Raw genomic sequence first — 22,517 nt, forward strand, 5'->3', positions numbered from 1 at the left:
AGCACCCGCCGCTGAGCGCCGCGCGCCGGCTCAGCGCTCGACGGGCACGGGCACCGGAAGCCGCCGCTGTACGGCCCAGAGCGCGACCTCCGTCCGGGAGGCCGCCCCGGTCTTGCGCAGCAGATTGGACACGTGCACGGTGACGGTGCGCACCGAGATGCCGAGCGCCTTCGCGACCTGCTTGTTCGACATCCCGGCGACCAGGCAGCCGAGCACCTCGACCTCCCGACCGGTCAGCTCCGCCTCCCGTACGCCGGACGTCGCGACCGGATGGCCGGCCCGGAGCGCGGGCCGAGCCGACTCCGCCGCGCGGCGGGAGCCCGCCGAACGGGTCGACTGCCGAGGAGCGGGGGTGGGCAGCGGCCGGATCAGCGCCTCCAGCGGGTGACCGGCGTGCGCGGCGAGCAACTCCGTCAACGCGAACGGGTTGCCGCCGGTCCGCCGCCAGACCGCGCTCACCAGCCGCCCGGACGGGCGCGCACCGGGGTACACCTGGCTCAGCAGCTCGGCGACCTCGGCGGCGCGCAGCGGCCCGAGGTGCTGGCGCACGACGCCGCGTACGCCGCAGAGCCGGGACAGCGCGCGGACCGCGAGATCCGGGGCGACGGCCTCCCCGGCGGGCCGGGTGGCGACCACGAGCAGCGCGGGCAGCTCGGCGGCGGTGGCCAGCTCGCCGATCAGGTTCAGGCTCGCCGGGTCGAGCGCGTGCAGATCCTCCACCACCAGCACGGCCGGTCCGGCGCCCACGAGCAGCCGCACCGTCCGGACGGCGAGACGCAGCAGGGCGCCGGGGGTGTACCGCTCCCGGGGCGAGGTCGGATGCTGGGCCAACCAGGCCAGCGCGTCCGGCGGCAGGTCGAGGTCGCTGGTGTCCCGTCCGCTGAGCACCGCCGCCAGCCAGTCGTACGGGGCGGGGCTGTGCACCCGCGCGGCGCCGGCGAGCACCACCGCCGGACGCGGGGTCAGCGCCTCCAGGGCCGCGGCGACGAGCAGGCTCTTGCCCACTCCGGCGTCTCCGGTGACCACCGCCACGGTCGGCGCCGCCCGCCGCCCGGCAACCACGGTGGACCAGGCCCGGTCGAACTCGGCCAGCTCACTGGCCCGTCCGACCAGGGACACCGGCATCATTCCTCAACCCTACGCAGTAGTGCGTAGAGACGCGGGCGGGGTGTTCTTGGCAAGCTAAGCGCATGACGCTCATCCTCCGCTCGGCCATCCTCAACGACATCGGCCTGGTCCGGACCAACAACGAGGACTCCGCCCTCGCCGGTGACCGGCTGGTCGCCGTCGCAGACGGCATGGGCGGCCTGCCCGCGGGGGAGGTGGCGAGCGAGATCGTCATCCGGATCCTGGACGAGCTGGCCCCGCCGACCGAGCCGGAGGCGGCCACGGACGCGCTGCGGGCCGTGGTGAGCACCGCCAACCAGCGCATCCACGCGGCCATCACCGTCGACCCGGCCCGCGACGGCATGGGTACGACGTTGACGGCCGCCCTGCTCGCCGGTGAGACGCTGGTGCTGGCGCAGGTCGGTGACTCGCGCTGCTACCTGCTGCGGGACAACAAGCTGACGCAGCTCACCCGGGACGACACGTTCGTGCAGGCGCTGGTCGACCAGGGGGCGCTCACCCCCGACCAGGCCCGGCACCATCCGCAGCGCTCCCTGGTGACGCGCGCGGTGCAGGGCGCGGACAGTCCACCCACGATCGGCACGCTGACCGTCCAGGCCGGCGACCGGCTGCTGCTCTGCAGCGACGGCCTCTCCGACTACGTGGAGAAGGAGGCGATCGCGGTGGCCCTCGGCGCGTACGGCGACCGGCAGCTCTGCGGTGAGCAGCTGGTCAAGCTCGCCCACCAGGCCGGCGCGCCGGACAACGTGACAGTGGTGGTCTCCGACGTCACCCTGGTGGCCTGATGGGAGCCATCCGCCGGATCAGCTCCGAGGAGCGTCTGACCACCAGCTTCGTGCTCAGCGCGTACGCCTTCGAGGCGTCGCCCTCGCGCCGGGTCGACGAGTTCCCCCGCTACCTGCCCTACCACGAGGGCAACCGGACGCTGATCGTCGAGGCGGAGGGGGAGACCCTGGCCGCCGCCACCAGCATCCCGATGCGGCAGAACCTGCGCGGCGCGGTGCTGCCGATGGCGGGCGTCGCCGGGGTGGCGACCCACCCGCTGGCCCGCCGGCAGGGGCACGTCCGGACGCTGCTGCACCAGCTCCTCGACGAGGTGCGCGAGGAGGGGCACGCGCTGACCGCGCTCTACCCGTTCCGCCCCAGCTTCTACGCCCGCTTCGGCTACGTCGGGCTGCCCAAGCCGCGCACGGTCACCTTCTCCCCCGCCGACCTGGCCCCACTGCTCCGCGCCGAGCTGCCCGGCGAGGTGGGTTGGGAGCGGATCGGCACCGGCTACCCGGCGTGGCGCGAGTTCACCGAACGCTGCCTGCGGGAACGGCACGGGTTCGCGGTCTTCCCCGACTACCGGGACGTACGGCTGCGCGACGACGACGACCGGTGGCTGCTCACCGCCCGCGTCGACGGGGCAGTGACCGGGGCGGTGACGTACCGGATCGACGACCACGGTGGCGAGCTGATCGCCGACGACCTGCTCTTCACCGACCCGTACGCCCGGTCGCTGCTGTTGCAGTTCTTCGCCCGGCACGTCGACCAGGTGGAGCGGGTCAGCGTGCGGCTGGCCGCCGACGAGCTGCCGGAGCTCTGGCTCACCGACCTGGCCGTGCACGTGCAGGCGCTGACGGCCCGGCCGGGCTCCTCGGCCCCGATGGGCCGCCTGCTCACGCTGGACGCGCTGTCCGGGCTGCCGGCCGGTCCGGGGCGGGTCCGCGTCGAGCTGACCGACGACCGCTGGCTCGCGGGCACGCACCTGCTCGACGGCACCACCGGCTCGCTGGAGCTGCGCGGCGGTACGGCCACCGCCACCTCCACCTCCGTGCCGGCGGCCACGCTCACCGCGGCCGGGCTCTCCGCGCTGGCGTACGGGGTGCTCGACCCGATCGAGGTGCAGCTGCGCGGGCTCGGGCAGGTGCCGGCCGACGCCGCCGCCGAGCTGCGCCGGATCTTCCCGCGCCAGGTGCCGTACCTCTTCGCCGACTTCTGAGGGCTCCGGCCAGGTCCCGGTCCGCGGCCGCGCCCGGCACGGCTGCGTACGTCCTCTCCGGAGGGCGGGCAGCTGGTCGTCCCCCGGCATCGCCGGGCCGCGGCCCGCTGGAACAGCCCCTAGCATCGTGGCGTGCGCACCGGACCCCTCCTCGCCCTCCTCGCCGCCGGCCTCGTCGCCCTCTCCGCCTGCGGCACGGCCGGTCCGGCGCCGACGACGCCGGTCACCCCGTCGGCCGACGCCGGGTCGCCGACCGCCCCGCAGCAGGTGGCCCCGGCCGCCCGGACCGGCTTCGGCGGCCCGAGTCCGTCTCCGTCGAAGCCGCCCACCACGGTGCTCCAGGCCGGGAACGCGAAGGGGCACGCGCCGGTGCCGGCCGAGGCACGGGCGGTGGACACCTCGAAGCCGACCCGCACGATCGGCAGCGGAACCCCGGCGAGCTGCACCTCCGCCGCCGTGGTGAAGGCCGTCGGGGCCGGCGGCGTGATCACCTTCGACTGCGGACCGGACCCGGTGACGATCCGGATGGCCGCCACGGCGAAGGTGCGCAACGCCAACGGGCCGAAGGTGGTGCTGGACGGCGGCGGCAAGGTCACCCTCAGCGGTCAGGGCAAGCGGCGGATCCTCTACATGAACACCTGCGACCAGGCGCAGGGCTGGACCACCTCGCACTGCCAGAACCAGGACCACCCGCAGCTCACCCTGCAGAACATCACCTTCGCCGACGGCAACTCCACCGGTGAGCAGGGCGAGGGGGGCGGGGGTGGCGCGGTCTTCGTCCGCGGCGGGCGGGTGAAGGTGGTCAACGCCAAGTTCCTCCGCAACCGCTGCGACCGCACCGGGCCGGATCTGGGCGGTGCCGCCCTGCGGGTGCTGAGCCAGTACGAGAACAAGCCGGTGTACGTCGTGAGCAGCACCTTCGATCGCGGTTCCTGCTCGAACGGCGGGGCGTTGAGCAGCATCGGCGTCTCGTGGACGGTGCTGAACAGCCTCTTCACCGGCAACGAGGCGGTCGGCAGCGGCGCCAACCCGGCGAAGTCCGGTACGCCCGGCGGCGGCAGCGGCGGCGCGATCTACTGCGACGGCAACCGCTTCACGGTCAGGATCGCCGGCACGGTGATCGAGGACAACGAGGCGAACGAGGGCGGCGGCGCGATCTTCTTCGTGAGCAACGACCGTACGGGCACGATGACCATCGAGAACTCGACGCTGCGCCGCAACCGCAGTGGCCAGTTCGAGACGCCCGGCCACCCCGGCATCTTCTTCCTAGGCGCCCACCTAACCTCCTAACCCCACCCCGGCCCGGCCCGGCCCGGCCCGGCCCGGCCCGGTGATCATGAGGTTATTGCCCGTTCCATCGGCGTGTCGCGACGCTGACTTCATGATCACGGGGCTGGGACCTCGGCCGGGGCTGGGACCCCGGGGGGGGGGAGGGTCAGTAGGGGTTGTGGTGGCCGGCGGGGGTGCCGCGGAGGAGGGCGGCCAGACGCCCGGGAAGCTCAGGCGCGGCGGACATCGGCGGGCTGGAGGTATGGGCGCGTTCCGCCATCCCGGTGAAGAGCTCCCGCAGGGCGGTGAGCGCGTCGACCCGTGGCCGCCAGCCCAGCTCGCTCTCGGCACGCTCGCTCGACAGCAGCGGCACACTCAGCGCCAGCTGCACCCAGCCGGCGTCGATCGGCTGCAGGCGCGCGTACCAGGTCAGCCGGGCGGCAGCGCGCAGCACCGGGGCGGCCACCGGCACCGTCCAACCGTGGAAGTGCCGGGCCACCAGCTCCGGAGTCAGCACCGGGTCCGCGGCCAGGTTGAAGGCGCCGCGCGCGTCACCGAGAAGCACCCGGGCGTACGCCTCGGCGACGTCATCGGTCTGCACCGCCTGCATCCGCAGCCGGCGATGGGTGGGCACCAGCGGGATCCGGTTGAACCGGAGCAGCTGGACCGGCACCAGCGGCCCCAGGAAGTAGCGGCTGATCTCGGTGGCCGCGTCCCGTTGGAAGTTCAGCCCGGGGCGCATCCGCACCACCCGCAGCTCCGGGTGCTCCCGCTCGGCCACGTCGAGCAGTGCCTCCACCTCCGCCTTGTCCCGGCTGTACGACGACTCGGGCACTCCCGTCGCCGGCCAACGCTCACTCACCGGGTGGTCCTTCGGGCCGGCCGCGTAGACACCTACCGACGACGCGTACACCAGGGCCGGCACCTTGGCCCGGACCACCGCGTCGATCACCGCCCGGCTGCCGCCCACGTTGGTCCGGTGCAGCACCCGCTGGTCGTGGCTGGGCTGGATCTGCCACGCCAGGTGCACCACCGCCCCGGCGCCGGCGAACACCTCGGCGAGTTGGTCGGCCGCGCCGGGCATGCCGATGTCGCAGGAGTGCCACTCCACCTGGTCGTACGGCTCCCCCGAGTCCGGCCCGGGCAGCCGGCGGACGACCCCGGCAAGCTCCACGTTCCGCTCCCGGCGTAGCCGGCGCAGCAGCGCCGTCCCGGCGTTGCCGCTGGCCCCGACCACCACGATCCGCATGCCCGCCCCGTACCCGCCCAGACCGTCCCTATACGTGCGGTTCTCCGCCTCTCCCGGCTGCGGTCGACTCGGCTTGCGGGTGAGAGCGCCCCGCTAGCTCGTTCGCTCGGAGCCTGCCGAGGCCGGAGACGTCAACCCGGCCAGCGGCGGGAGCGGAGAGGCGTCCGGGGAGGCGCGGAACGCCTGGATGGCCAGCGCGGCGAAGCGCCGGGAAGCCGTGATCCGGGCGGCCGGTGAGGTGGCCCGGATGCCACTGTTTGCCATCAGCACGAGGAGCACGTCGTCCAGGACGAAGTCGGGGCGCAGCCGACCGGCGGCCATGGCGCGACGGGCCAGTTCAGCGATACCGGTGAGCGCGTATTCGCGGCGCACCTCAAAATCCACGGCTTTGGGAAAGGCCGCGACAAAGGCTGCGGTGAAGCCGTGGTCCCGCGCGTGCAGTTCACACATTTTCTCGATCACGAGACAGAAACCGAGCCACGGATCCGGGTCGGCGAGCCCCTCGTCGACGATGTCGTGGCACGCGTGCATCTGCTCGGTGAACGCCTCGGTGACCAGCATCTCCTTCGTCGGAAAGCGGCGGTACAGGGTCGCCGGGGCGACCCCCGCACGCCGGGCGATCTGCCGCATCGGAGCGTTCACACCTTCGGCGGCGAAGACCGCCCGGGCCGCCTCGATGATGCGCTCGCGATTGCCCAGGGCGTCGGAGCGCAGGGGGTGAGGCAAACCGTCGGTCACCGCTCTCACTTTAGCCAGGCGGCGGGTTTTGCCGATTAGCGTCCGCGGGCATGAGAGCGCTGCAATTTCCCGAGTACGGTCCCGCCGCTGTGCTTCGCGTCGCCGAGGCACCGGAGCCGCACGCCGGACCGGGTCAGATCCGGGTGGCGGTTCGGGCGTCGGGCGTCAATCCGGCCGACACGTACGTCCGGGCCGGCCGGTTCCGGGAGTGGGTCCCGCTGCCCCTGCCGCACGTGCCCGGCGTCGACGCGGCCGGTGTGGTGGACGAGGTGGGTGCCGGGGTCACCACGGTTCGAGTGGGCGACGAGGTCTTCGGGGTCACCGACTACGCACAGATGGGCGGGGCGAACGCCGAATACGCCGTCCTGGCCGCGTGGGCGCCGAAGCCTGCCGCGTTGAGCTGGGAGCAGGCCGGCGGCGCGGCCGGCAACATCGAGACGGCCGCTCGGGTGCTCGACCGGCTGGGCGTCGAACCCGGCACCGTGCTGCTGATCGAGGGCGCGGCCGGCGGCGTCGGCACGACCACGATCCAACTCGCGGTCGCTCGCGGCGCGACGGTCATCGGCACTGCCGGCGAGCACAACCACGAGTTCATCACCGCGCTCGGGGCGATCCCGACCACCTACGGCCCCGGGCTGGCCGAACGGGTCAAGGCGCTGGTGCCCGGCGGGGTGGACGTCGTACTCGACGGTGCCGGCTCCGGGTCGCTGCCCGACCTGGTCGGCCTGGTCGCGAGCCCGGAGCGGGTGGTGAGCATCGCCGACGCCAACGCCGCCGCGTACGGCGTGCACTGGTCGCGCGGCTCCGGTCCCGGCGCGGACGCACCGGCGCTCGACGGAATCGCCGCCGCCGGTGCACTCGCCGAGCAGGGTCGCTTCACGGTGCCGATCGCCGCCGTCTTCTCCCTCGACGAGGGGGCCGCCGCCCACGAGTTGAGCGAGTCCCGCCACGCACGGGGCAAGATCGTGCTGACGCCGTAGCGCCTCCTGTGCGCCGCCGACCGGTCGGGGCTGGCGACCGGTCGGGGCTGCCGACCGCCGGTCATCCGGGCTGCAGCGACCATCGGTGGCCCTGCGAAGGCGGCCCCGAAACGGGCGGCCGGCGCGGCCGGGCCACCGTGGGAGAATCAGCGCGTGCAGGTCGGGATGCTGGGATCATTCGAGGTTCGCACGAACGACGGCAGCACCGCCGACGTGCCCGGCGCCCGGTTACGCGCACTGCTGATCGCCCTGGCCCTCGAACCGGGCCGCACCGTTCCGAAGTCGATGCTCGTCGACTGGATCTGGGGCAAGAACCCGCCCGCCGACGCGGCGAACGCCCTGCAACGTCTGGCTTCCCGGCTGCGGAAGGCGCTGCCCGGTGGGGTTGTCGAGGGGCAGCCGGGTGGCTACCGGCTGACGGTGGAGCCCGACGACGTCGACGCTCTCCGGTTCGAACGTCTCCTCGGTCGGGCCCGCCAGGAGGAGGGTCTCCAGCGTGTACGGCTGCTGCGCGAAGCCCTCGGCCTGTGGCGCGGTGCAGCCCTGCACGATGTGGGCTTGGAGGAGAGCGACGCGTTCGACGCGGCGGTGACCCGACTCGACGGGCTGCGCCTGACGGCGATGGAGGATCGCTTCGAGGCGGAGGTCGCGCTCGGCAACGGCGCGCAGGTGGTCGCGGAGCTGACCGACGCGGTCACCGCGAATCCGCTGCGGGAACCGCTGGTCGCGGCGCTGATGCGGGCCCTGGTGGCGGCCGGCCGCGACTCCGAGGCCCTGCTCACCTACGAACGGACGAGGGAGGCGCTCTCCGACTCGCTGGGCGTCGACCCGTCGCCGGAGCTGTCGGCCCTGCACGTCGCGTTGCTGCGGGGCGAGCTGGGGCGACGAGAGGAGAGCCGGCAGACCAACGTGCGTGCCGAACTCACCAGCTTCGTCGGCCGGGACGCCGAGGTCGCCGCCGTACGCGAGTTGGTGGCGGAGCATCGGCTCACCACCTTGATCGGGCCGGGCGGTTCGGGCAAGACCAGACTGGCCACGGAGACCGCGCGCACGCTGGTCGGTGACCTGCCGGACGGAGTCTGGTTGGTGGAGCTCGCCGCCGTCGGCGCCGACGGCGTCGCGCAGGCGACGCTCACCGGGCTCGGGCTCCGGGACGCCCTGCTCGGCGCGGGTTCGGGCGCCGACCCGGCGGACGGGCTCATCGCCGCGATCCGCGAGCGGGAGGCGCTGCTGATCCTCGACAACTGTGAGCATGTGATCGAGGCGGCGGCGAGGTTCGCCGAACGGGTGCTCGGGGAGTGCCGGCGGCTGCGGATCCTGGCGACGAGCAGGGAGCCGCTCGGCATAACCGGTGAGGCGCTGTGGCTGGTCGAGCCGCTGGCCGTGCCGGCCGACGCGGACCCTGCCGAGATCGCGTCCTCGCCGGCCGTCCGCCTGCTCCGCGACCGGGCGGGCGCCGTGCGCCGGGACCTCGGCGTCGACGAGCAGACCCTGTCGACGATGGTGCGCGTCTGCCGGGCGCTGGACGGGATGCCGCTGGCGATCGAACTCGCCGCCGCCCGGCTGCGCACCATGAGCATCGAGCAGCTCGCCAACCGGCTCGACGACCGGTTCCGCCTGCTGACCAGCGGCAGCCGTACCGCCCTGCCGCGGCACAAGACGCTGCGCGCGGTGGTCGACTGGAGCTGGGAGTTGCTCACCGACGCCGAGCGGACGGCGCTGCGCCGGCTGTCGGTCTTCTTCGGAGGGGCGAGCCTGGAGGCGGCCGAACGGGTCTGCGCCGGCGACCTCGTCGAGCAGGATGAGGTGCTGGAGTTGGTCACCTCGCTGGCCGAGAAGTCCCTTCTGGTGACCGAGGGCGAGGGCACGCCGCGCTACCGGATGCTCGGCACGATCAAGGAGTACGCCGCGGATCGGCTCGCCGAAGCCGGCGAATCGGAGCTGACCCGGCGGGCGCATCTCGCCTACTTCACCGAGCTCACCGAGGCCGCGGAGCCGCATCTGCGCCGCGCCGAGCAGCTGGTCTGGCTCGCCACGCTCGAGGCCGAGCACGACAACATCGCCGCCGCGCTGCGGGGGGCGATCACGGCCGGCGACGCGCAGGCCGCGATGCGGCTCGCGGCGGCCACCGGGTGGTACTGGTGGCTCGGCGGGCGCCGGGCCGAGGGGCTCGACCTGATGATCGCGGCCACCGAGGTTCCCGGCGAGGTGACCGACGACGTCCGGGCCATGGCGTACGGGCTGGTGGTGCTCTTCGTGACCTCCGGGCGGGGCGACGAGCACCAGGGCGCCGAGTGGATCCACAAGGCGTACCGGTTCAGCCAGCAGAGCCGGCACCGCAATCCGCTGCTGGGGCTGGTCAACCCGCTGGAGCGGATGCTGCGGGAGCCGGAGTCTGCGGTCTCCGCGTTCGAGTCGTTGCTGGAGAGCGAGGACCCGTGGGTACGCGCCCTGGCCCGTTGGCAGAGCGGGAAGATGCGGATCCTGCTCGGCCGGGGCGGCTCGGAGGCGGAGGCCAACCTGGAGCTGGCGCTCACCGAGTTCCGGACGCTCGGCGAGCGGTTCGGCATGTTCCTGGCCCTCTCCGAGCTGGCGGGCCAACTCGCGCAGCGCGGCGAGTTCGCCGGCGCGTGTGAGCACTACGAAGCGGCGATCGCGGTCGTCACCGAGGTCGGCGCCGTCGAGGATGTCATCCAGCTCCGCACCCAGCAGGCCCTGCTGTACTGGCAGTGGGGTGATCGGGAGGCCGGTGCGGCTGCCCTCGCCGAGGCCGAGCGGCGCGCCGAAGGGGTCACCTGGCCGCATGCGCTGGTCGAGCTGGCGCTCGCCAAGGCGGAGCTCGCGCGGTGGGACGGCGACACAGCGGAGGCGCGCCACCAACTCGGGGTCGCGACGGCTCTCCTGGGTGAAGACGCGGAGCAGGCGCACATCCGCGCGCTCATCCACGACCGGCTCGGCTACCTGACCGACGACCTCCGCGAGGTCCGTTCGCACCGGGTGGCGGCCTGGCAGGCGGCGTCCGAGGCGGGACAACCTTTCCTGATCGCCCAGATGCTCGTCGGTGTCGCGGACCTGGCGCTGCGGCACGACCGGTACGAGCTGGCCGCGCGGCTGCTGGCCGCCAGCGTCGGGGTGCGCGGCCTGCCGGATCGTGCTCATCCGGATGCCGGTCGGGTGGAGACGGAAACGCGGCGTCACCTCGGCGAAGCACGGTTCGCCGAGGTGACGCAGGAGGGCGGGGGTTCGAGCCCGGTCGAGCTGGTCGAGGTCGCGCTCGCGCTGTGAGCTTCAGCTCGCCGCGCGCTGGATGATGATGTCGCCGTGCCGGGTGCGGGCGTGGACGAAGACCTCGTCGTCGGACGGGTCGGGGTTCCCGGCCGGCGTGACGGAGTCGCGTACCGAAGCACGTTCGCTGTCGACGTCGATCCGGGCGGTGGCGTGCCGGCCGATGCCGACTTCGATGTTTCCCGAGCCGTTCATCAACTTCGCGTGACCGTTCGCCATCCGGCCGATCCGGATGGCGCCGCTGGCCGTCGTGGCGGTGACGCTGCCGTCGGCGCGGTCGACGTCGAAGTCGCAGCTGGCGCTGCTGAGGGAGAGGTCGGCCCGGGCGTGACCGATCCAGGCGTGGCCGCCGGAGTTCGAGAGCCGCACGGTGCCGTCGGCCGCACCGACCCGCATCGTGAACGCACCGCCGTCGATGCTGGCCCGACCGGCGATGTGGCCGACCGCGACCTGACCGGACGCGATGTTCGCCTCCAGGGCGTCGACGCGATCCAGCTCGACCCGTCCTGAGGCCATCCGCAGCTCGCACGCGCCGAACGGGCCGACCGTGTGCACGTCCGAGTGCGCCAGGTAAGCGGCCAGGTCGGAGCCGGCGGGCAGGTCGATCGTGATGACGACCGACCCGGCCTTCTCCCCGGCGGCCCTCGTCTTGACCGACAGGTGACCGTCGGCGAAGTCGACCTCGGTCTTCTCGGCCACCCGGACGTCCTTCCGGCTCGCCTCGTCGATGGGCTCGACCAGTACCACCGTGTCGGTCCGGTCGCTCGCGGTGACCCGTACCTGAGCGCCGGCGACCTCCACCGTGGCGGCGATGGGCCCGGGCGTGGCGTATGTGGGCATGACAGCTTCTCCTTCTGCTCGCGGCGGCCGGTGCGACGCTCTGGTCGGTCAGGCACGCTTCGGTCGGTCGGTCGCGCTCTCTGGCCGGTCAGGCGCGCTTCTTGAAGGTGGAGAGCGACCAGACGTATCCGATCAGGGCGATCCCGACGCACCAGGCGACGGCGACCATCACGCTGCTGGTGTCGGGTTCGCCGGTCAGCAGCCCGCGCACCGTCTCGATGATCGGGGTGAAGGGCTGGTACTCGGCGAACTGCCGCACGCCGGGGCCCATCGTCTCGGCGGGCACGATCGCGCTGCTCAGGAAGGGCAGCATGATCAGCGGCACGGAGACCATCCCCGCCGACTCCGGGGTCTTGGCCGACAGGCCCAGGGCGACGGTGAGCCAGGTGGTCGCGAAGGAGACCAGCACGAGGAAGCCGATCGCGCCGAGCCATTCGAGGGGACTCGCCGCCGGCCGGAAACCCAGCGCCAGGGCCACGCCGACGAGGCCGGCGATGGCGATCACGGTACGGAGCATGCTCTCGGCGACATGTGCGGTCAGTACGGCGCTGCGGGAGATGTCCATGACCTTGAACCGGTTGATGATCCCCTTCGTCATGTCGGAGTTCACCGCGAGCGCGGTGGCGCTCAACCCGTAGCAGATCGTCATCACGATCATGCCCGGGGTCGCGTAGTCGATGTAGTTCCCGGCGATGTCGAAGGCGCCGCCGATGACGTAGACGAAAATCAGCAGCAGGACGATCGGGAACAGGACCGCGTTGAACACGGTGACCGGGTTGCGGAGAGTGTGCTTGAAGTTGCGACCGAGCATGGTCGTCGCGCTGCTCATTATGCGTTCACCTTCGTGTTGGTACGACCGGTCAGGGCAAGGAAGACGTCGTCGAGGTCCGGCGTGTGCACCGAGAACTCCTCGACCTCGATGGAGTGCGCGTCGAGTTGGGCGAGCAGGGCGCGCAGCGAACTCGCGCCGCCGTCACCGGGAACCCGCAGGATCAGGTCCTCGTCGTCGTCCCGGGTGGAGTCGGGCAGGACCCGCATCGCCGCGTCGAGTTCGAGGTCGCCCGCGAACCGGAGCCGGACGTGCCCGCCGGGGACCAGCCGCTTGAGTTCGGCGGGGGTGCCCTGGGCGACCAGCCTGCCCTGGTCGAGCACCGCGATCCGGTCCGCGAGCCGATCGGCCTCCTCCAGGTACTGGGTGGTGAGGAAGATGGTCGTGCCCTCGGCCACCAGCCGGCGGATGATGTCCCACATCGTCCGGCGGCTACGCGGGTCCAGGCCCGTCGTCGGCTCGTCGAGGAAGATGATGCTGGGCTTGCCGACCAGGGTCATCGCCAGATCCAGCTTCCGGCGCATACCCCCGGAGTAGCTCGCCGCCTGCTTCTGCGCCGACTCCGTCAGGTCGAACCGCTCCAGCAGGTCGGCGACGACCCGCTTGCTCTCCCCCGAGCCCAACCGCTTGAGGTCCGCCATCAGCTGCAGGTTCTCCCGGCCCGTCAGCAGCTCGTCCACCGCGGCGAACTGGCCGGTGACCCCGATGGCCGCCCGTACCGCCTTGGTCTCGGTCGCCACGTCGTGGCCCGCGACCCGTACCGTGCCGCCGTCGGCCTTCATCAACGTGCTCAGCACGTTGACAGTCGTCGTCTTGCCCGCCCCGTTCGGGCCGAGCAGCGAGAAGATCGTGCCGGTGGCGACGTCGAGATCGATGCCGTCGAGAACGACCTTGTCCTTGTACGCCTTCCGCAGCCCCGTGGCCGCGATCGCTGAACTCGTCATGCGACTACCTTCAGCGCCCGGCCTGCCACCCCCCTGACACCGCCCTGACACGGCACCTGACACCACGACCGGGCTGCCCGTCCGGACCTTCAACCGGAGGTCATCGGGCTAGCGTCGGGCTAGCGCGAGGTCCGTGCGACCGCCCTAGTCCTGCAGGAGATTGCGCACGTACCGGAGGACCAGGAACCAGGTCGACTCGGCATGCTCCAAGGCGGCCGCGTCCGCCCGGCGCATCCGGATCAGAAGCCTCCGCTCGGCGCCCTCCGGGTCGACGCCCTCGTCGGTACAGGCCTCGACGTCGTAGTCGGGTCGCTCCTCTTCGAGCGCGTGCAGGAAGTACGCCAGCGCGTCGATGCTCGTGTTGAGCAGGTGCGGAGCGCCGTCCTCCGGGATGGAGTAGACCAGCCCCGTGGCCGTGTCCACGATGACGTCGTCCATGCCGATCCCGCCCAGCGTCAGCCAGGCCGACATGTCGAACGGACAGCTCGGATACCTCCGCGACACCGCCCGCCACGCCTCGCCACCGATCCGCAGGTCACCGTCGAGAAGGAGCTGGTCCGCCTGGAACCAGCCGACCTGGTCCGGCAGCCCGACCTCCCGCAGGAAAATCCGCGTCGGCTCGTGCGCGATCGTGGCGAGCGTGCGGTCGTCCAGGGTGACCAGCTCTTCGGCGGGAAAGACGGACTCCATCGCGGTCCGGTCGATCAGGGGGCTCATGGGTCGACATTCTCGCGCTGAACGATTTGCCGCGGCGACCAGCGGGGCGATCGACGGTACCGGCGCCCCGAACGCCGACTGGCATGTCCTCGGATGCCGCCAGGGGCGGAACCGCTACCGCCCGGCGACCCACCGCGAGCTGGTCACCCTGCATGTCTGGAGCGAAGGTGGGCGCGTTCGAACGGCACTGACCGACCTACCTGGAGAGCCGGCACCGTTCGGCGCTGACCCTCCGTCGTGTTCACCGCAGTCGTCTGGACCGCCGCTCATTTGCGCAGGTAGCCGATGAGCGCCCTCACGACGGCTACCGCAAGCACAAGCAGGATGATCCCCACGCCAATGGGCAACACCGAGTCGAGAATGAGATCGCTGCGCTGCTGCGCATCGGTCACCGGAGGGCCGGAGGGCGAGCCCCACGCGAGACTCTGCGGTTCGAAATTGATGATCGCCTGAACCGGAATCCAGATGAGCGCGGCACCTCCGGCGCTAAGGAGACCCACCAGCGCCACGATGGAGACCGTCGCCACCGCCTTGCGCACTCCCGTAGCAGACACGTCGCCCTCCTGCACGATCTCGGCTTGCCCTGACGCTACAAGCCGAGGGCCTCGGCCGCCCGCCCGACATAGACGTACGTAAGTTGTCGAAAGCTGACAAGGCACGTCCCGTCAATTTGCGCGTCGGTTCGTGTGCGGCAGCAACGTCGAGGTCCGCAACAGCCGGTTTCCGGACGGCCCGGCCTCGGTCCGGTTCGGCTGGGTGGGTTGCCGTACTTGGCTGCGGTACTGCTGGCATCAGACGAGGCGTTTTACGCGTACCTTCGGGTGCTCGTTCTTGAGGTGACCTTGCTTGTGCTGGCGGACCTGTTCGTTCCAGACCTCCTGGTCGTAGTCGGGACCCGGCGGGATCCACTTATGGGAGCCGTCGCTGTAGTGGAACTTCTCGTCGCCGGGCCGCAGGATGCTAATCGGATCCAGCCCAGGAAGCGGTGGTGCAGGTAGCCGGCGGGGAGGTGAGCCAGGTCTTCGGCGGCGTCAACGAACTGGGCGGCCAGGTATAAGGCGAGAGACACCGGGGTGCCGCCATACTCCACCCGCAGCTCCCGCCGCCGAGTCTGGCAGGGCCAGTCGGCACCGCAGCAACCGCAGGTCGAGGCCGGGGCGACCGGCAGGTGTGTCGTCATCGCGGCGTCTCACGCGCCGCCGGCCAGGCCACTGGCGGGGCACTTCGCCGAGCGGGGTCTAGCGGCCAGTGATCTCGGTTGATTGGGATTTGATGTCTCTTGCGGCGGGGCAGCTCGCTTCCGCATCGGCAGACCTACCGCCACCGCTCCCATGACCAGACCGGCCGATGCCGCCTGGCCAGGGTGAGCGCGACGGCCACCAAGCACTGCTCGTACGAGACACCAGGCACCGGAGCTCCCTCAGGGGTGGGTCATCGTCATTGGCGTGGGGCGCTGTACCCGCCTCTCGACGTAACGCCGCAGGTCGTATCACCGTAACAACGTAGGACTGTAGGTACAGTAAGATGTAGAGCTGTTGGACACGTAGCGTCACATTCGTGATCGACCCCAGTGCGGATCGCGCCGTGTTCCGGCAGCTCGCAGACCTCCTGCGAGACCGGATCACGTCCGGCGACCTTGCGCCCGGGGCATCGCTACCGAGCGAGCTGCGGCTGGCTCAGGAGCACGGGCTGAGCCGCACGAGCGTCCGACAGGCGATAGCGCTACTCAGGTCGGAAGGGCTCGTGATCGTGAAACCGCCGCGCGGCACATTCGTTCGCGCCGTCGAGCCGACCGAGACGGTGACTCTCCTCAAGGGCGACACCGTCACCGCTCGGATGCCGACGCCCGCCGAGCGGCGCGAGCTGGAGATCGGTGAGGGCATCCCGGTCATCGTGATCTTCCGCGCCGACGGCTCGCGCGAGGTGTATTCCGCCGACCGCGTCCGAGTCGGCCGCTGACCCTCGGCGCAACCGTCGGCACCCGCCGGGGGTACGGCCTCAGCCGTACGAGGCCGCCAGCTGATGACGGTCGGCGTCGACGAGCAGGGACCGAGCCTGTCGGTGGAACTGGAGACGTGACGGTGCAGGATCCGTGGTGGACGTCGCTGGCCTCGCAGGTGCGCGAGCAGATCGATGAGCAGCTTCGCCAACGGCGGCTGATACATGCCGTCGTTCTGTTGCGCTCAGCTGACGGCCTTGATCCGCGACCGGGCCTGTACGAAGCCCAGGACATGTTGGCTGAGCGCTTGGCATGGCTCCGTTCGGAAGGATTGGTTGAACCCGACGCGCCGCCGGTCGAGGTTCCCCGACTGAGGGAGAAGGTCATGGCGATGACGGACCCGGTGGTCGCCGTGGAAGCCCTGTGGGATGGAGACACCCAAGGTTGGTTTGTGCGGCTGTACGCGATTACGCAACGGCCGAGCCCTCACCACCCCCGCTTCGACGAGCAGCCGCTGGCGGGTTTCCGCCACGGCAGCGATCTCCGCCTGTTCAGCGGTGAGGTTCCGCCATGGCCAGAAGCTGCGGAGGCGACCGAGAAAGGTCGGGCGTTGGCAGACAACATCGGGGTGCCGTTCTACTTCGCCAGCCCGGACGTTCCAGACGACGACCTGCCCCGCTGGTGGGACTTGCAGGCTGATCCACCGACGTAGTCCGGGCATGCATGCCCACCCGGCTCGAACTCCGGACGGGGCAAATGGGCCTTGAGAACGCCGGGCAGGGGCTCCGAGGCGGCCGTTGACGTAGCGGCCCGCCGCTGGCATCCAGGAGAAACGGACGACGCAAGATCTCACCGTGGCCACCCTCAGGGTGTTCAAGCGGCTGGGTCGCGCCGGAACCGGGGGCTCGTGACTCGTTTACGTCATCAGGTCCAAAGGCGGCTACTGGCGAGCCAGATGCCGGCGCCGCCGACGAACGCTTCGCTGCCGAACCACCATGATCCGGGCTCCACTGGCTGCACAACGGGCAGCTGACCTGCGGAAGAGTGGGCCGCCAGGGACTCGAACCCTGAATCCCTCTCGCGCAGCAACGATCATGCCGAACCGGGTGTATCTGCCTGCTGAACTGGGGCGACTCTGCCGTTGCCTTACAGCGGTTGACAGCCCTTGTCGGCGTCAGTTGTGCCCGCGTTGTGCCCGACGATCTTGGTGATACATTGCCCGACTGCCTCGCCCATGCATGGCAGGCGGGCGCCTACTTGAAGACGCCAATGATCCCGGTCACGGTGCCAACGAGGCCACTGATGGTCGCCAGCTTCGCCGACGCTCCGGTCCAGATCCCTTTGGTCTTCTCGCGCCAGCCGAGAGACCACCAGTCGCGCCCGAACTTCTGCCATTTGTGCTGCCGGAGATGGCAACCCAGGACCAGGCCGCTTGAGTTGTTGCGGCAGAACTCAACGCCGCCGCCACGCTTCCGGTTGATGGCACCGCAGTACACCGGCGCCTGGAAGAGGACGAAGAGGATCAAGAGACCGACGAGCACCGCGTAGATGCCGGGACCGAACCCAGTACCGGCCAGGGACAGGAGGAGCACCGCCAGGACGCCGTAGCCCCAATACCGCCAGAGGTTCGACTTGCCGCGAGACGCCATGAGTGCGAAGAGTACCGACGTGATCGCGAGACGTGAAGATCCTTGCTCCCAGTCGCCGTTGGCCGACCAGCTCCAGCGGCTGAGCTCGGCCCCGAGGCGTAGTCGATCAAACCGGACGACTCACCTCTAAGCTGCCGCTGCACCTGGCATAGATCGCCAACGATGGTCACTGCTTGCTCTCGTTGGAATGCCTTCACATCAGGATAATTTCAGACATCACTACAGGTAGTAGGGTCACCACTAGGAACACGGCGATGTCGTGGTCGCTCGCCACGCCCTTGAGTCTTGTAGGCTCGCCCTGCTTCAGATCGAGCCGCAACTCTTTCACCGACGCCTTAATGGCTACACCGGACCAGCATGTGGTCCGGAGGCGACGCACCCGGAGGGTCCGACGTGAGCGATGCGACGGCCGTGATAAGCGCCATCATTGGCGCAGCGGCCCTTTTGGTTGCGTACCTTACGTATCTCAGACAGCGAAACAAGACGGGACTTGAATACCTCGTGGTGGGCAATACGCGAGTGGTCCCTCGCGCAACGCCTACAGACCTAGAGGTCACCTACAAGGGTTCCGTCGTTCCAGATGCCTCCGTGGTCGTCGTCCGGATCGTCAACACCGGCGACAAGGCAATTCTGCCCGAGGATTTCAGATCGCCGCTTGCAATCAAACTCCACGGCGCGAATAGGGTGGTTTCGGCACTAACCACCAAGACCCGTCCGGTGGACCTCGGCCCCGCCGTATCAGCAGAAGAGAACTGCTGCCTGATACAACCTCTGCTTATCAATCCAACCGACATGATCCAGGTTCAACTCCTGGCGTCTGGGCTTGCCGCCAACGTGGCTTTGGAAGGCCGCATTGCCAACGTTGGGATAAAGCGCCGGAGCGACCTACCGTATCCTCCTGGAACGGGTCCAGAGGGTGAACTGGCGAACGGATTCGAGAAATTCATGTGGTACGGGATGCCGGCCATATTTGCCGCCCTTCTCGCGTGGCTTGCTGTAACCTCGTCAGCGAACATAATCCTAGAGATCGCCGCCGTTGCTGGCTTTTTCCTGTTCGCCTTTGTGATCAACCCTTGGTACACGCAATTCCTAATCAGGCGCCGTCGTATGTGGGCGCCGTAGCGGTCTTGGCTCTTCGCCGTCGTCCTGCCTGAGCCATCCCGTCGGCCTTCGTCCGCACACTGTGGAGTGGGTAGGGCCTGCCCGGTCAAGGTGGAGCACCCAGCGGCTGAACGACCTTGACCGGGCAGGCCCTACCCAATCGGCTCCGCCCGGACGAAGGTCGTCGGGATGGCGCCACCATCCCGGAGTGCCCGAGGACCCCGCCGGAGGCATTGCCCTTGTGCCGATCAACACCGAAGCCCCGGAACTGCCACCACTCATGGCGGCGGCCCTGGGCTTCGTCGTGTGTCGCGCCGCCGGCGGGCTAACACCGACGCGCTGGCGGCCGAAGGCCAGAGGCGCGGAGGCGGGCCATCGGCCCGGCCCAGGTTCGGCGGCGCGAGCGGCCCGCGACGCGGGCCGCCTTGATCTCGTACAGAAAATCCTCACATCATGTCAGCGAGGGTCAGCGAGGGTCAGCGAGGGTAGAGCGTTCAGAACGGCGGCTCGTCATAACCGGACGGCTTCGTGGCAAGCCTCCCAGCCTCATACAGGGTGGCTGCAGCTTCGTATGCCTCATCGAACGAGTCGCGATCTAGCCACGGCTTACTGGCTACCTGGCGCGACCAATCCTCTCTAATACGACTCATGGGAATCGGGTAGCCGCCACCCGGTCGACCAACGCTCACGAGATGACTGTCGGTCACAACCCACTGAGGAGGGCAAAACTGCACGACTCCATTAAGTGGTGTCATGCTGCCAGTTGTCGCATGCTTATGTGCTAGTAGCAGTGTTTCGCTAAGGTGGCTGAATAACTTACCCCCCCGCGAAACGCTCATCGCCCGGATAGTGCCCAACCGCCTGCAGCGTCTGCCCAAGGTTAACTAAGAACTCCGCAGCGGAGAGGGACTGGGGCCACGCCAAGTAGGTGAGGATAACTCCGCCGGTCGACTCAAGGCGGAAGTGCAATTCTTCCGCGGGATCTGGGCCGTCCTGAAATGAATCGCTCGCAGTCGGAGTCTCGAACCGCAGGTAGATGTTCGTGTTCTCAATCGGGACACGGCATCCGTCTCGCGCAGTCAAGCCCAGAGCTGCGGCTCGCACTAACCCATTGAAGGTCGCCTCATGCGAAGGTTCGTCACCAACCTTGGCGAACGCTTCACCGTCGGAGGCGCGAATGCTGGCCAGTCTTGCAGCTACCTGGTCTGAAAGCTCTTGCCTTGCCAGCCGAAGCTCGTTCTGCGCTTGCGCCACCTCCTCCGCGAGAGTCTCGATCCTGGAGCTTGTCTCGTCTTGGCGTTCGCCGATCTGGCGCTGCGCGGTCTGGACCTCATCCAACCGCCATTCGATATGGCGACCGATGAGGAGCAATGGGGCAAAAAGCACAAGGGTGGTTCCGGCGTTGACCAAGACGCCAGACCACCAGGCGTCGTGCCTGAGCAACCAAGAGAAACCCAGGCTCGCCAAGCCTCCAATGAATAGGCTCCACCCCGACAGCCAGCGGATGCCCCCGAACCATGCCCGGACGGCCAATTGGACCCTCCTCAACCCCAGCCACAGGTACCCGGACACGGTAGCGGACGAGCGGTGGTAGGGCCCGAGCGCAGAGGATGATGCTCGTCGAGCACAGGGTGCCGTAGAGTTTCCGTCTATGTTCGATGGCCCCGACTATGAACTCGCCTGGCCCAGAGAAGTTCTTGTCAACGAGGCGCAAAGCCTAATCGCGATTGGTCATGAATCAAATGCAGGCCGTGTGGAGTTCCTTCTTGAGGAAGCGTTCGTAAGTTCCGTACCGAAGGAAGAGTTTCTAGCCCTCCCGAAGTTCGCGCAAAAAGCCTCCTCCTTTGACGACCCATGGGAGATCGCAACCCCCAACGCCTCGCGCGGAAGCAAGCCCGCACTGCAACTCGACCAATCTACCTACCTTGAACGTCTGATCAAGAGTGCCGAAACCTTAAGAGAGGCCACAAACCCACTTCCGTACTGGAATGAGCGAAAGGGAGCACCCTCACCCGCCCCTAGCGCAGTCAATCCCGAGGCCGCCAAGCGTAGATTCGCGACCTTGCTTAGCGAGCTTGACAGCAGTGGGTATCTAGACCGGATATTTCCGAGGATTTGTGTCGACGATCGTTACGGTGAAGAAGTGGACCGCGCCGCGAAGCTCGAAGAGCTTAGCGGCATCCCAGGCCTGTGGCCCATTCAGCCGACTTCATGGGACGACGACACTTTCTTCACAACGATCGAGGTGTTCCACGATCTGGTGGCTCGCCCGAGGGAGCGATCGTGGCACAGTTGGGACGAATGCGGGTGGCACTATAGCGCCTTTTCGGTCAAGCCAGCCCGCAACCTGTACACCATCAGAGTTAATCGGATTCTGGAGAACGCAAGTATTCAGCTTAGGCTGGCGACTGCGGGGGAAAACGCGGGCCGACTGGTGCACTTGGTCGACGATGACCGACGGGTGCTTCTCGATCGTGCCCTTCGCTCGCCTGAGCCCAAGGTCCGAGACCACATCGAGCATGCGACCAATCTCTTCCGTCGACGTACAGCAACCGCCCATGACAAAAGGTCGGCTGTCGTTACGCTGGCACATGTGCTGGAAAGTCGCCGCAAGCTTCTTAAGCAAGAACTTCTTAGTCGGGACGAAGGAGCCCTGTTTCAGATAGCCAATGAGTTCGCGATCCGCCACGAGAGCGAACGCCAAAAGGCCGACTATGACCCCCTCTTTCTCGACTGGATCTTCTGGTGGTACCTCGCCACAATCGAGCTGACAGACCGCCTTGTTGTGAGAACTTCCCAGCCGGATTGCTCGACTTGATGATGGGGGCCGACTATTCTCGCTACGTGAACGAAAGTCCCGTGCAAGCGCGTCGTATCGCCGCCGACTTACTATTGTCATCTCTCCCTAGGAGGTGGCGGCACGTCCAGGGGGTCGCAGCCAAGGCTGACCGAGTGGGTCGGGTTGCGGTTCCCCACGAGGTAGATCTTCTAACGGCTGCTGCATGGCTTCATGACATTGGTTATGCGCCAGAAATAGTCGACACAGGCTTCCACTCGCTAGACGGCGCCAGGTGGCTCCTACAAATGGGTTTCGGCATCCGAATTGCCGCCCTTGTCGCCCACCACTCCTGCGCTTCTTACGAGGCGGACGAACGCGGTTTGGGTGACGTCCTGGCAGCAGAGTTTCCGCGCGAGGAATCGCCGACCTCGGACGCGTTGTGGTTTGCTGACATGACAACCGGCCCTGATGGCCAAAACCTGAGTCCTGAGGAGCGTCTGGCGGAGATCCGGGAAAGATACGGCCCTGCTCACCTCGTGGCCCGCTTCTGGCAGAAAGCTGAACCGGCACTGATGGAAGCAGTGCGACGGACAGAGGCGCGTCTCGCAGCTCACCCGATGTAGGGCTCGGTTCGTCGCTCAAAGCCGTGGTCGACACGCAGCCGCATAGACGGGTGGATTGACAGATGGTCCAACTCGTCCCGCCGGACCCAGCAGACCGCCGACGATTCGTCGCTCGTCGTTGGCATGCCACCGATGTACCGCCCACGGAAGCAGATAGAGAATTGCTGCCGGACTTCCCCATCGCTGTACTCAACTACATGGTTCGGGTTGGTGTAGATCCCGACGATCCCAGTCACCTCGACCTCGACGCCGGTCTCCTCGCGCGTCTCCCGGACGGCCGTCTCGGCGATGTACTCGCCGAAGTCCTGGGCGCCGCCGGGTAGCGCCCACAGGCCGTTGTCGGTGCGCTGGATGAGCAGCACCCGTCCCTGCTCGTCCTGAACGAAGACGGTGACGGCTACGACGATGCTGTTCGGCTTCGGGGCGTTCGGGTTGTTGAAGTGCTCAATCCGGGCCATAGCCC

General features: G+C 68.9%; 22 protein-coding genes. 10 read left to right on the forward strand and 12 right to left on the reverse strand.

Annotation, left to right across the window (positions count from 1 at the left end; all coding sequences use genetic code 11):
• Positions 1–30: 30 nt before the first annotated feature.
• Complete coding sequence (locus tag D7147_RS03715) at positions 31–1,128, reverse strand: response regulator transcription factor (RefSeq protein WP_120673790.1); 1,098 nt, start codon at positions 1,126–1,128, stop codon at positions 31–33.
• 62 nt (positions 1,129–1,190) lie between these two features.
• Between D7147_RS03715 and D7147_RS03720 the strand changes: the two genes are divergently transcribed.
• The 3 genes from D7147_RS03720 to D7147_RS03730 all read left to right on the forward strand — a co-directional run bounded on the left by D7147_RS03720 (position 1,191) and on the right by D7147_RS03730 (position 4,402).
• Entirely contained in the window at positions 1,191–1,913 is a 723-nt protein-coding gene (locus tag D7147_RS03720; protein WP_120673791.1) for a PP2C family protein-serine/threonine phosphatase, read from the forward strand.
• Entirely contained in the window at positions 1,913–3,112 is a 1,200-nt protein-coding gene (locus D7147_RS03725; RefSeq protein ID WP_120673792.1) for a GNAT family N-acetyltransferase, read from the forward strand. Before D7147_RS03720 ends, D7147_RS03725 begins: the two co-directional genes overlap by 1 nt.
• A 132-nt stretch (positions 3,113–3,244) precedes the next feature.
• On the forward strand, positions 3,245–4,402 hold the full coding sequence (locus tag D7147_RS03730; RefSeq protein ID WP_120673793.1) for a hypothetical protein: 1,158 nt from the start codon (positions 3,245–3,247) through the stop codon (positions 4,400–4,402).
• Positions 4,403–4,547: 145 nt separating this feature from the next.
• On the opposite strand, the gene D7147_RS03735 is transcribed toward D7147_RS03730, so the two are convergent.
• Both D7147_RS03735 and D7147_RS03740 read right to left on the reverse strand, forming a co-directional pair.
• Positions 4,548–5,630 carry an NAD-dependent epimerase/dehydratase family protein gene (locus D7147_RS03735; protein WP_120673794.1) on the reverse strand — a complete coding sequence of 361 codons (1,083 nt, stop codon included), beginning with the start codon at positions 5,628–5,630 and terminating at the stop codon, positions 4,548–4,550.
• 93 nt (positions 5,631–5,723) lie between these two features.
• Positions 5,724–6,368 (reverse strand): TetR/AcrR family transcriptional regulator, encoded by a 645-nt coding sequence (locus tag D7147_RS03740; RefSeq protein WP_120673994.1) that lies wholly within the window; start codon positions 6,366–6,368, stop codon positions 5,724–5,726.
• Between the two features lie 50 nt (positions 6,369–6,418).
• On the opposite strand from D7147_RS03740, the gene D7147_RS03745 reads away from it, so the two are divergent.
• On the forward strand, positions 6,419–7,348 hold the full coding sequence (locus D7147_RS03745) for an NADP-dependent oxidoreductase (RefSeq protein WP_120673795.1): 930 nt from the start codon (positions 6,419–6,421) through the stop codon (positions 7,346–7,348).
• Positions 7,349–7,501: 153 nt separating this feature from the next.
• Positions 7,502–10,633 (forward strand): BTAD domain-containing putative transcriptional regulator, encoded by a 3,132-nt coding sequence (locus tag D7147_RS03750; RefSeq protein ID WP_120673796.1) that lies wholly within the window; start codon positions 7,502–7,504, stop codon positions 10,631–10,633.
• Between the two features lie 3 nt (positions 10,634–10,636).
• On the opposite strand, the gene D7147_RS03755 is transcribed toward D7147_RS03750, so the two are convergent.
• From D7147_RS03755 to D7147_RS03775, 5 genes are all read right to left on the reverse strand, one after another.
• Entirely contained in the window at positions 10,637–11,473 is an 837-nt protein-coding gene (locus D7147_RS03755) for a DUF4097 family beta strand repeat-containing protein (protein WP_120673797.1), read from the reverse strand.
• Positions 11,474–11,561: 88 nt separating this feature from the next.
• The gene (locus D7147_RS03760; protein ID WP_120673798.1) at positions 11,562–12,302 is read right to left on the reverse strand and encodes an ABC transporter permease; all 741 of its coding nucleotides are present in this window, start codon (positions 12,300–12,302) and stop codon (positions 11,562–11,564) included.
• Positions 12,302–13,246, reverse strand: coding sequence for an ATP-binding cassette domain-containing protein (locus D7147_RS03765; protein WP_120673799.1), 945 nt, complete (start codon positions 13,244–13,246; stop codon positions 12,302–12,304). The genes D7147_RS03760 and D7147_RS03765 overlap by 1 nt, the downstream gene beginning before the upstream one ends.
• Before the next feature lie 144 nt (positions 13,247–13,390).
• On the reverse strand, positions 13,391–13,963 hold the full coding sequence (locus D7147_RS03770) for an SUKH-4 family immunity protein (RefSeq protein WP_120673800.1): 573 nt from the start codon (positions 13,961–13,963) through the stop codon (positions 13,391–13,393).
• A 266-nt stretch (positions 13,964–14,229) separates the two neighbouring features.
• A complete protein-coding gene (locus D7147_RS03775) occupies positions 14,230–14,502 on the reverse strand; it encodes a hypothetical protein (protein WP_147437325.1) in 273 nt (90 codons plus the stop codon).
• A 1,018-nt stretch (positions 14,503–15,520) separates the two neighbouring features.
• On the opposite strand from D7147_RS03775, the gene D7147_RS03790 reads away from it, so the two are divergent.
• Positions 15,521–15,922, forward strand: coding sequence for a GntR family transcriptional regulator (locus D7147_RS03790; protein ID WP_120673802.1), 402 nt, complete (start codon positions 15,521–15,523; stop codon positions 15,920–15,922).
• A 116-nt stretch (positions 15,923–16,038) separates the two neighbouring features.
• The gene (locus D7147_RS03795) at positions 16,039–16,614 is read left to right on the forward strand and encodes a hypothetical protein (RefSeq protein ID WP_120673803.1); all 576 of its coding nucleotides are present in this window, start codon (positions 16,039–16,041) and stop codon (positions 16,612–16,614) included.
• 541 nt (positions 16,615–17,155) lie between these two features.
• Here the strand turns inward: D7147_RS03795 and D7147_RS03800 are convergent.
• Complete coding sequence (locus D7147_RS03800) at positions 17,156–17,551, reverse strand: hypothetical protein (protein WP_120673804.1); 396 nt, start codon at positions 17,549–17,551, stop codon at positions 17,156–17,158.
• Positions 17,552–17,744: 193 nt separating this feature from the next.
• A complete protein-coding gene (locus tag D7147_RS33325; RefSeq protein ID WP_267900748.1) occupies positions 17,745–17,879 on the reverse strand; it encodes a hypothetical protein in 135 nt (44 codons plus the stop codon).
• A gap of 65 nt (positions 17,880–17,944) precedes the next feature.
• Between D7147_RS33325 and D7147_RS32055 the strand changes: the two genes are divergently transcribed.
• Positions 17,945–18,673, forward strand: coding sequence for a hypothetical protein (locus tag D7147_RS32055; RefSeq protein ID WP_147437326.1), 729 nt, complete (start codon positions 17,945–17,947; stop codon positions 18,671–18,673).
• Between the two features lie 795 nt (positions 18,674–19,468).
• Here the strand turns inward: D7147_RS32055 and D7147_RS03805 are convergent.
• On the reverse strand, positions 19,469–20,119 hold the full coding sequence (locus tag D7147_RS03805) for a hypothetical protein (RefSeq protein WP_147437327.1): 651 nt from the start codon (positions 20,117–20,119) through the stop codon (positions 19,469–19,471).
• Positions 20,120–20,303: 184 nt separating this feature from the next.
• Between D7147_RS03805 and D7147_RS03810 the strand changes: the two genes are divergently transcribed.
• Together D7147_RS03810 and D7147_RS03815 are read left to right on the forward strand one after the other, a co-directional pair.
• Entirely contained in the window at positions 20,304–21,470 is a 1,167-nt protein-coding gene (locus D7147_RS03810; protein ID WP_199734058.1) for a hypothetical protein, read from the forward strand.
• Between the two features lie 2 nt (positions 21,471–21,472).
• The gene (locus D7147_RS03815; RefSeq protein ID WP_120673996.1) at positions 21,473–22,054 is read left to right on the forward strand and encodes an HD domain-containing protein; all 582 of its coding nucleotides are present in this window, start codon (positions 21,473–21,475) and stop codon (positions 22,052–22,054) included.
• Here D7147_RS03815 and D7147_RS03820 read toward each other — a convergent pair.
• Positions 22,042–22,512 carry an NUDIX hydrolase gene (locus tag D7147_RS03820; protein ID WP_120673806.1) on the reverse strand — a complete coding sequence of 157 codons (471 nt, stop codon included), beginning with the start codon at positions 22,510–22,512 and terminating at the stop codon, positions 22,042–22,044. The two genes, D7147_RS03815 and D7147_RS03820, sit on opposite strands and share 13 nt — an antisense overlap.
• Between the last annotated feature and the right edge of the window lie 5 nt (positions 22,513–22,517).

The organism is Micromonospora musae (assembly GCF_003626545.1).
Classification (GTDB): Bacteria; Actinomycetota; Actinomycetes; order Mycobacteriales; family Micromonosporaceae; genus Micromonospora; species Micromonospora musae.

Excerpts from the sequence above, each read along its gene's own strand:
- D7147_RS03715 (WP_120673790.1), bottom strand. The coding sequence starts at position 1,128 with ATGATGCCGGTGTCCCTGGTCGGACGGGCCAGTGAGCTGGCCGAGTTC.
- D7147_RS03720 (WP_120673791.1), top strand. The coding sequence starts at position 1,191 with ATGACGCTCATCCTCCGCTCGGCCATCCTCAACGACATCGGCCTGGTC.
- D7147_RS03725 (WP_120673792.1), top strand. The coding sequence starts at position 1,913 with ATGGGAGCCATCCGCCGGATCAGCTCCGAGGAGCGTCTGACCACCAGC.
- D7147_RS03735 (WP_120673794.1), bottom strand. The coding sequence starts at position 5,630 with ATGCGGATCGTGGTGGTCGGGGCCAGCGGCAACGCCGGGACGGCGCTG.
- D7147_RS03745 (WP_120673795.1), top strand. The coding sequence starts at position 6,419 with ATGAGAGCGCTGCAATTTCCCGAGTACGGTCCCGCCGCTGTGCTTCGC.
- D7147_RS03755 (WP_120673797.1), bottom strand. The coding sequence starts at position 11,473 with ATGCCCACATACGCCACGCCCGGGCCCATCGCCGCCACGGTGGAGGTC.
- D7147_RS03760 (WP_120673798.1), bottom strand. The coding sequence starts at position 12,302 with ATGAGCAGCGCGACGACCATGCTCGGTCGCAACTTCAAGCACACTCTC.
- D7147_RS03765 (WP_120673799.1), bottom strand. The coding sequence starts at position 13,246 with ATGACGAGTTCAGCGATCGCGGCCACGGGGCTGCGGAAGGCGTACAAG.
- D7147_RS03770 (WP_120673800.1), bottom strand. The coding sequence starts at position 13,963 with ATGAGCCCCCTGATCGACCGGACCGCGATGGAGTCCGTCTTTCCCGCC.
- D7147_RS03800 (WP_120673804.1), bottom strand. The coding sequence starts at position 17,551 with ATGGCGTCTCGCGGCAAGTCGAACCTCTGGCGGTATTGGGGCTACGGC.
- D7147_RS03810 (WP_199734058.1), top strand. The coding sequence starts at position 20,304 with ATGTTCGATGGCCCCGACTATGAACTCGCCTGGCCCAGAGAAGTTCTT.
- D7147_RS03815 (WP_120673996.1), top strand. The coding sequence starts at position 21,473 with ATGGGGGCCGACTATTCTCGCTACGTGAACGAAAGTCCCGTGCAAGCG.
- D7147_RS03820 (WP_120673806.1), bottom strand. The coding sequence starts at position 22,512 with ATGGCCCGGATTGAGCACTTCAACAACCCGAACGCCCCGAAGCCGAAC.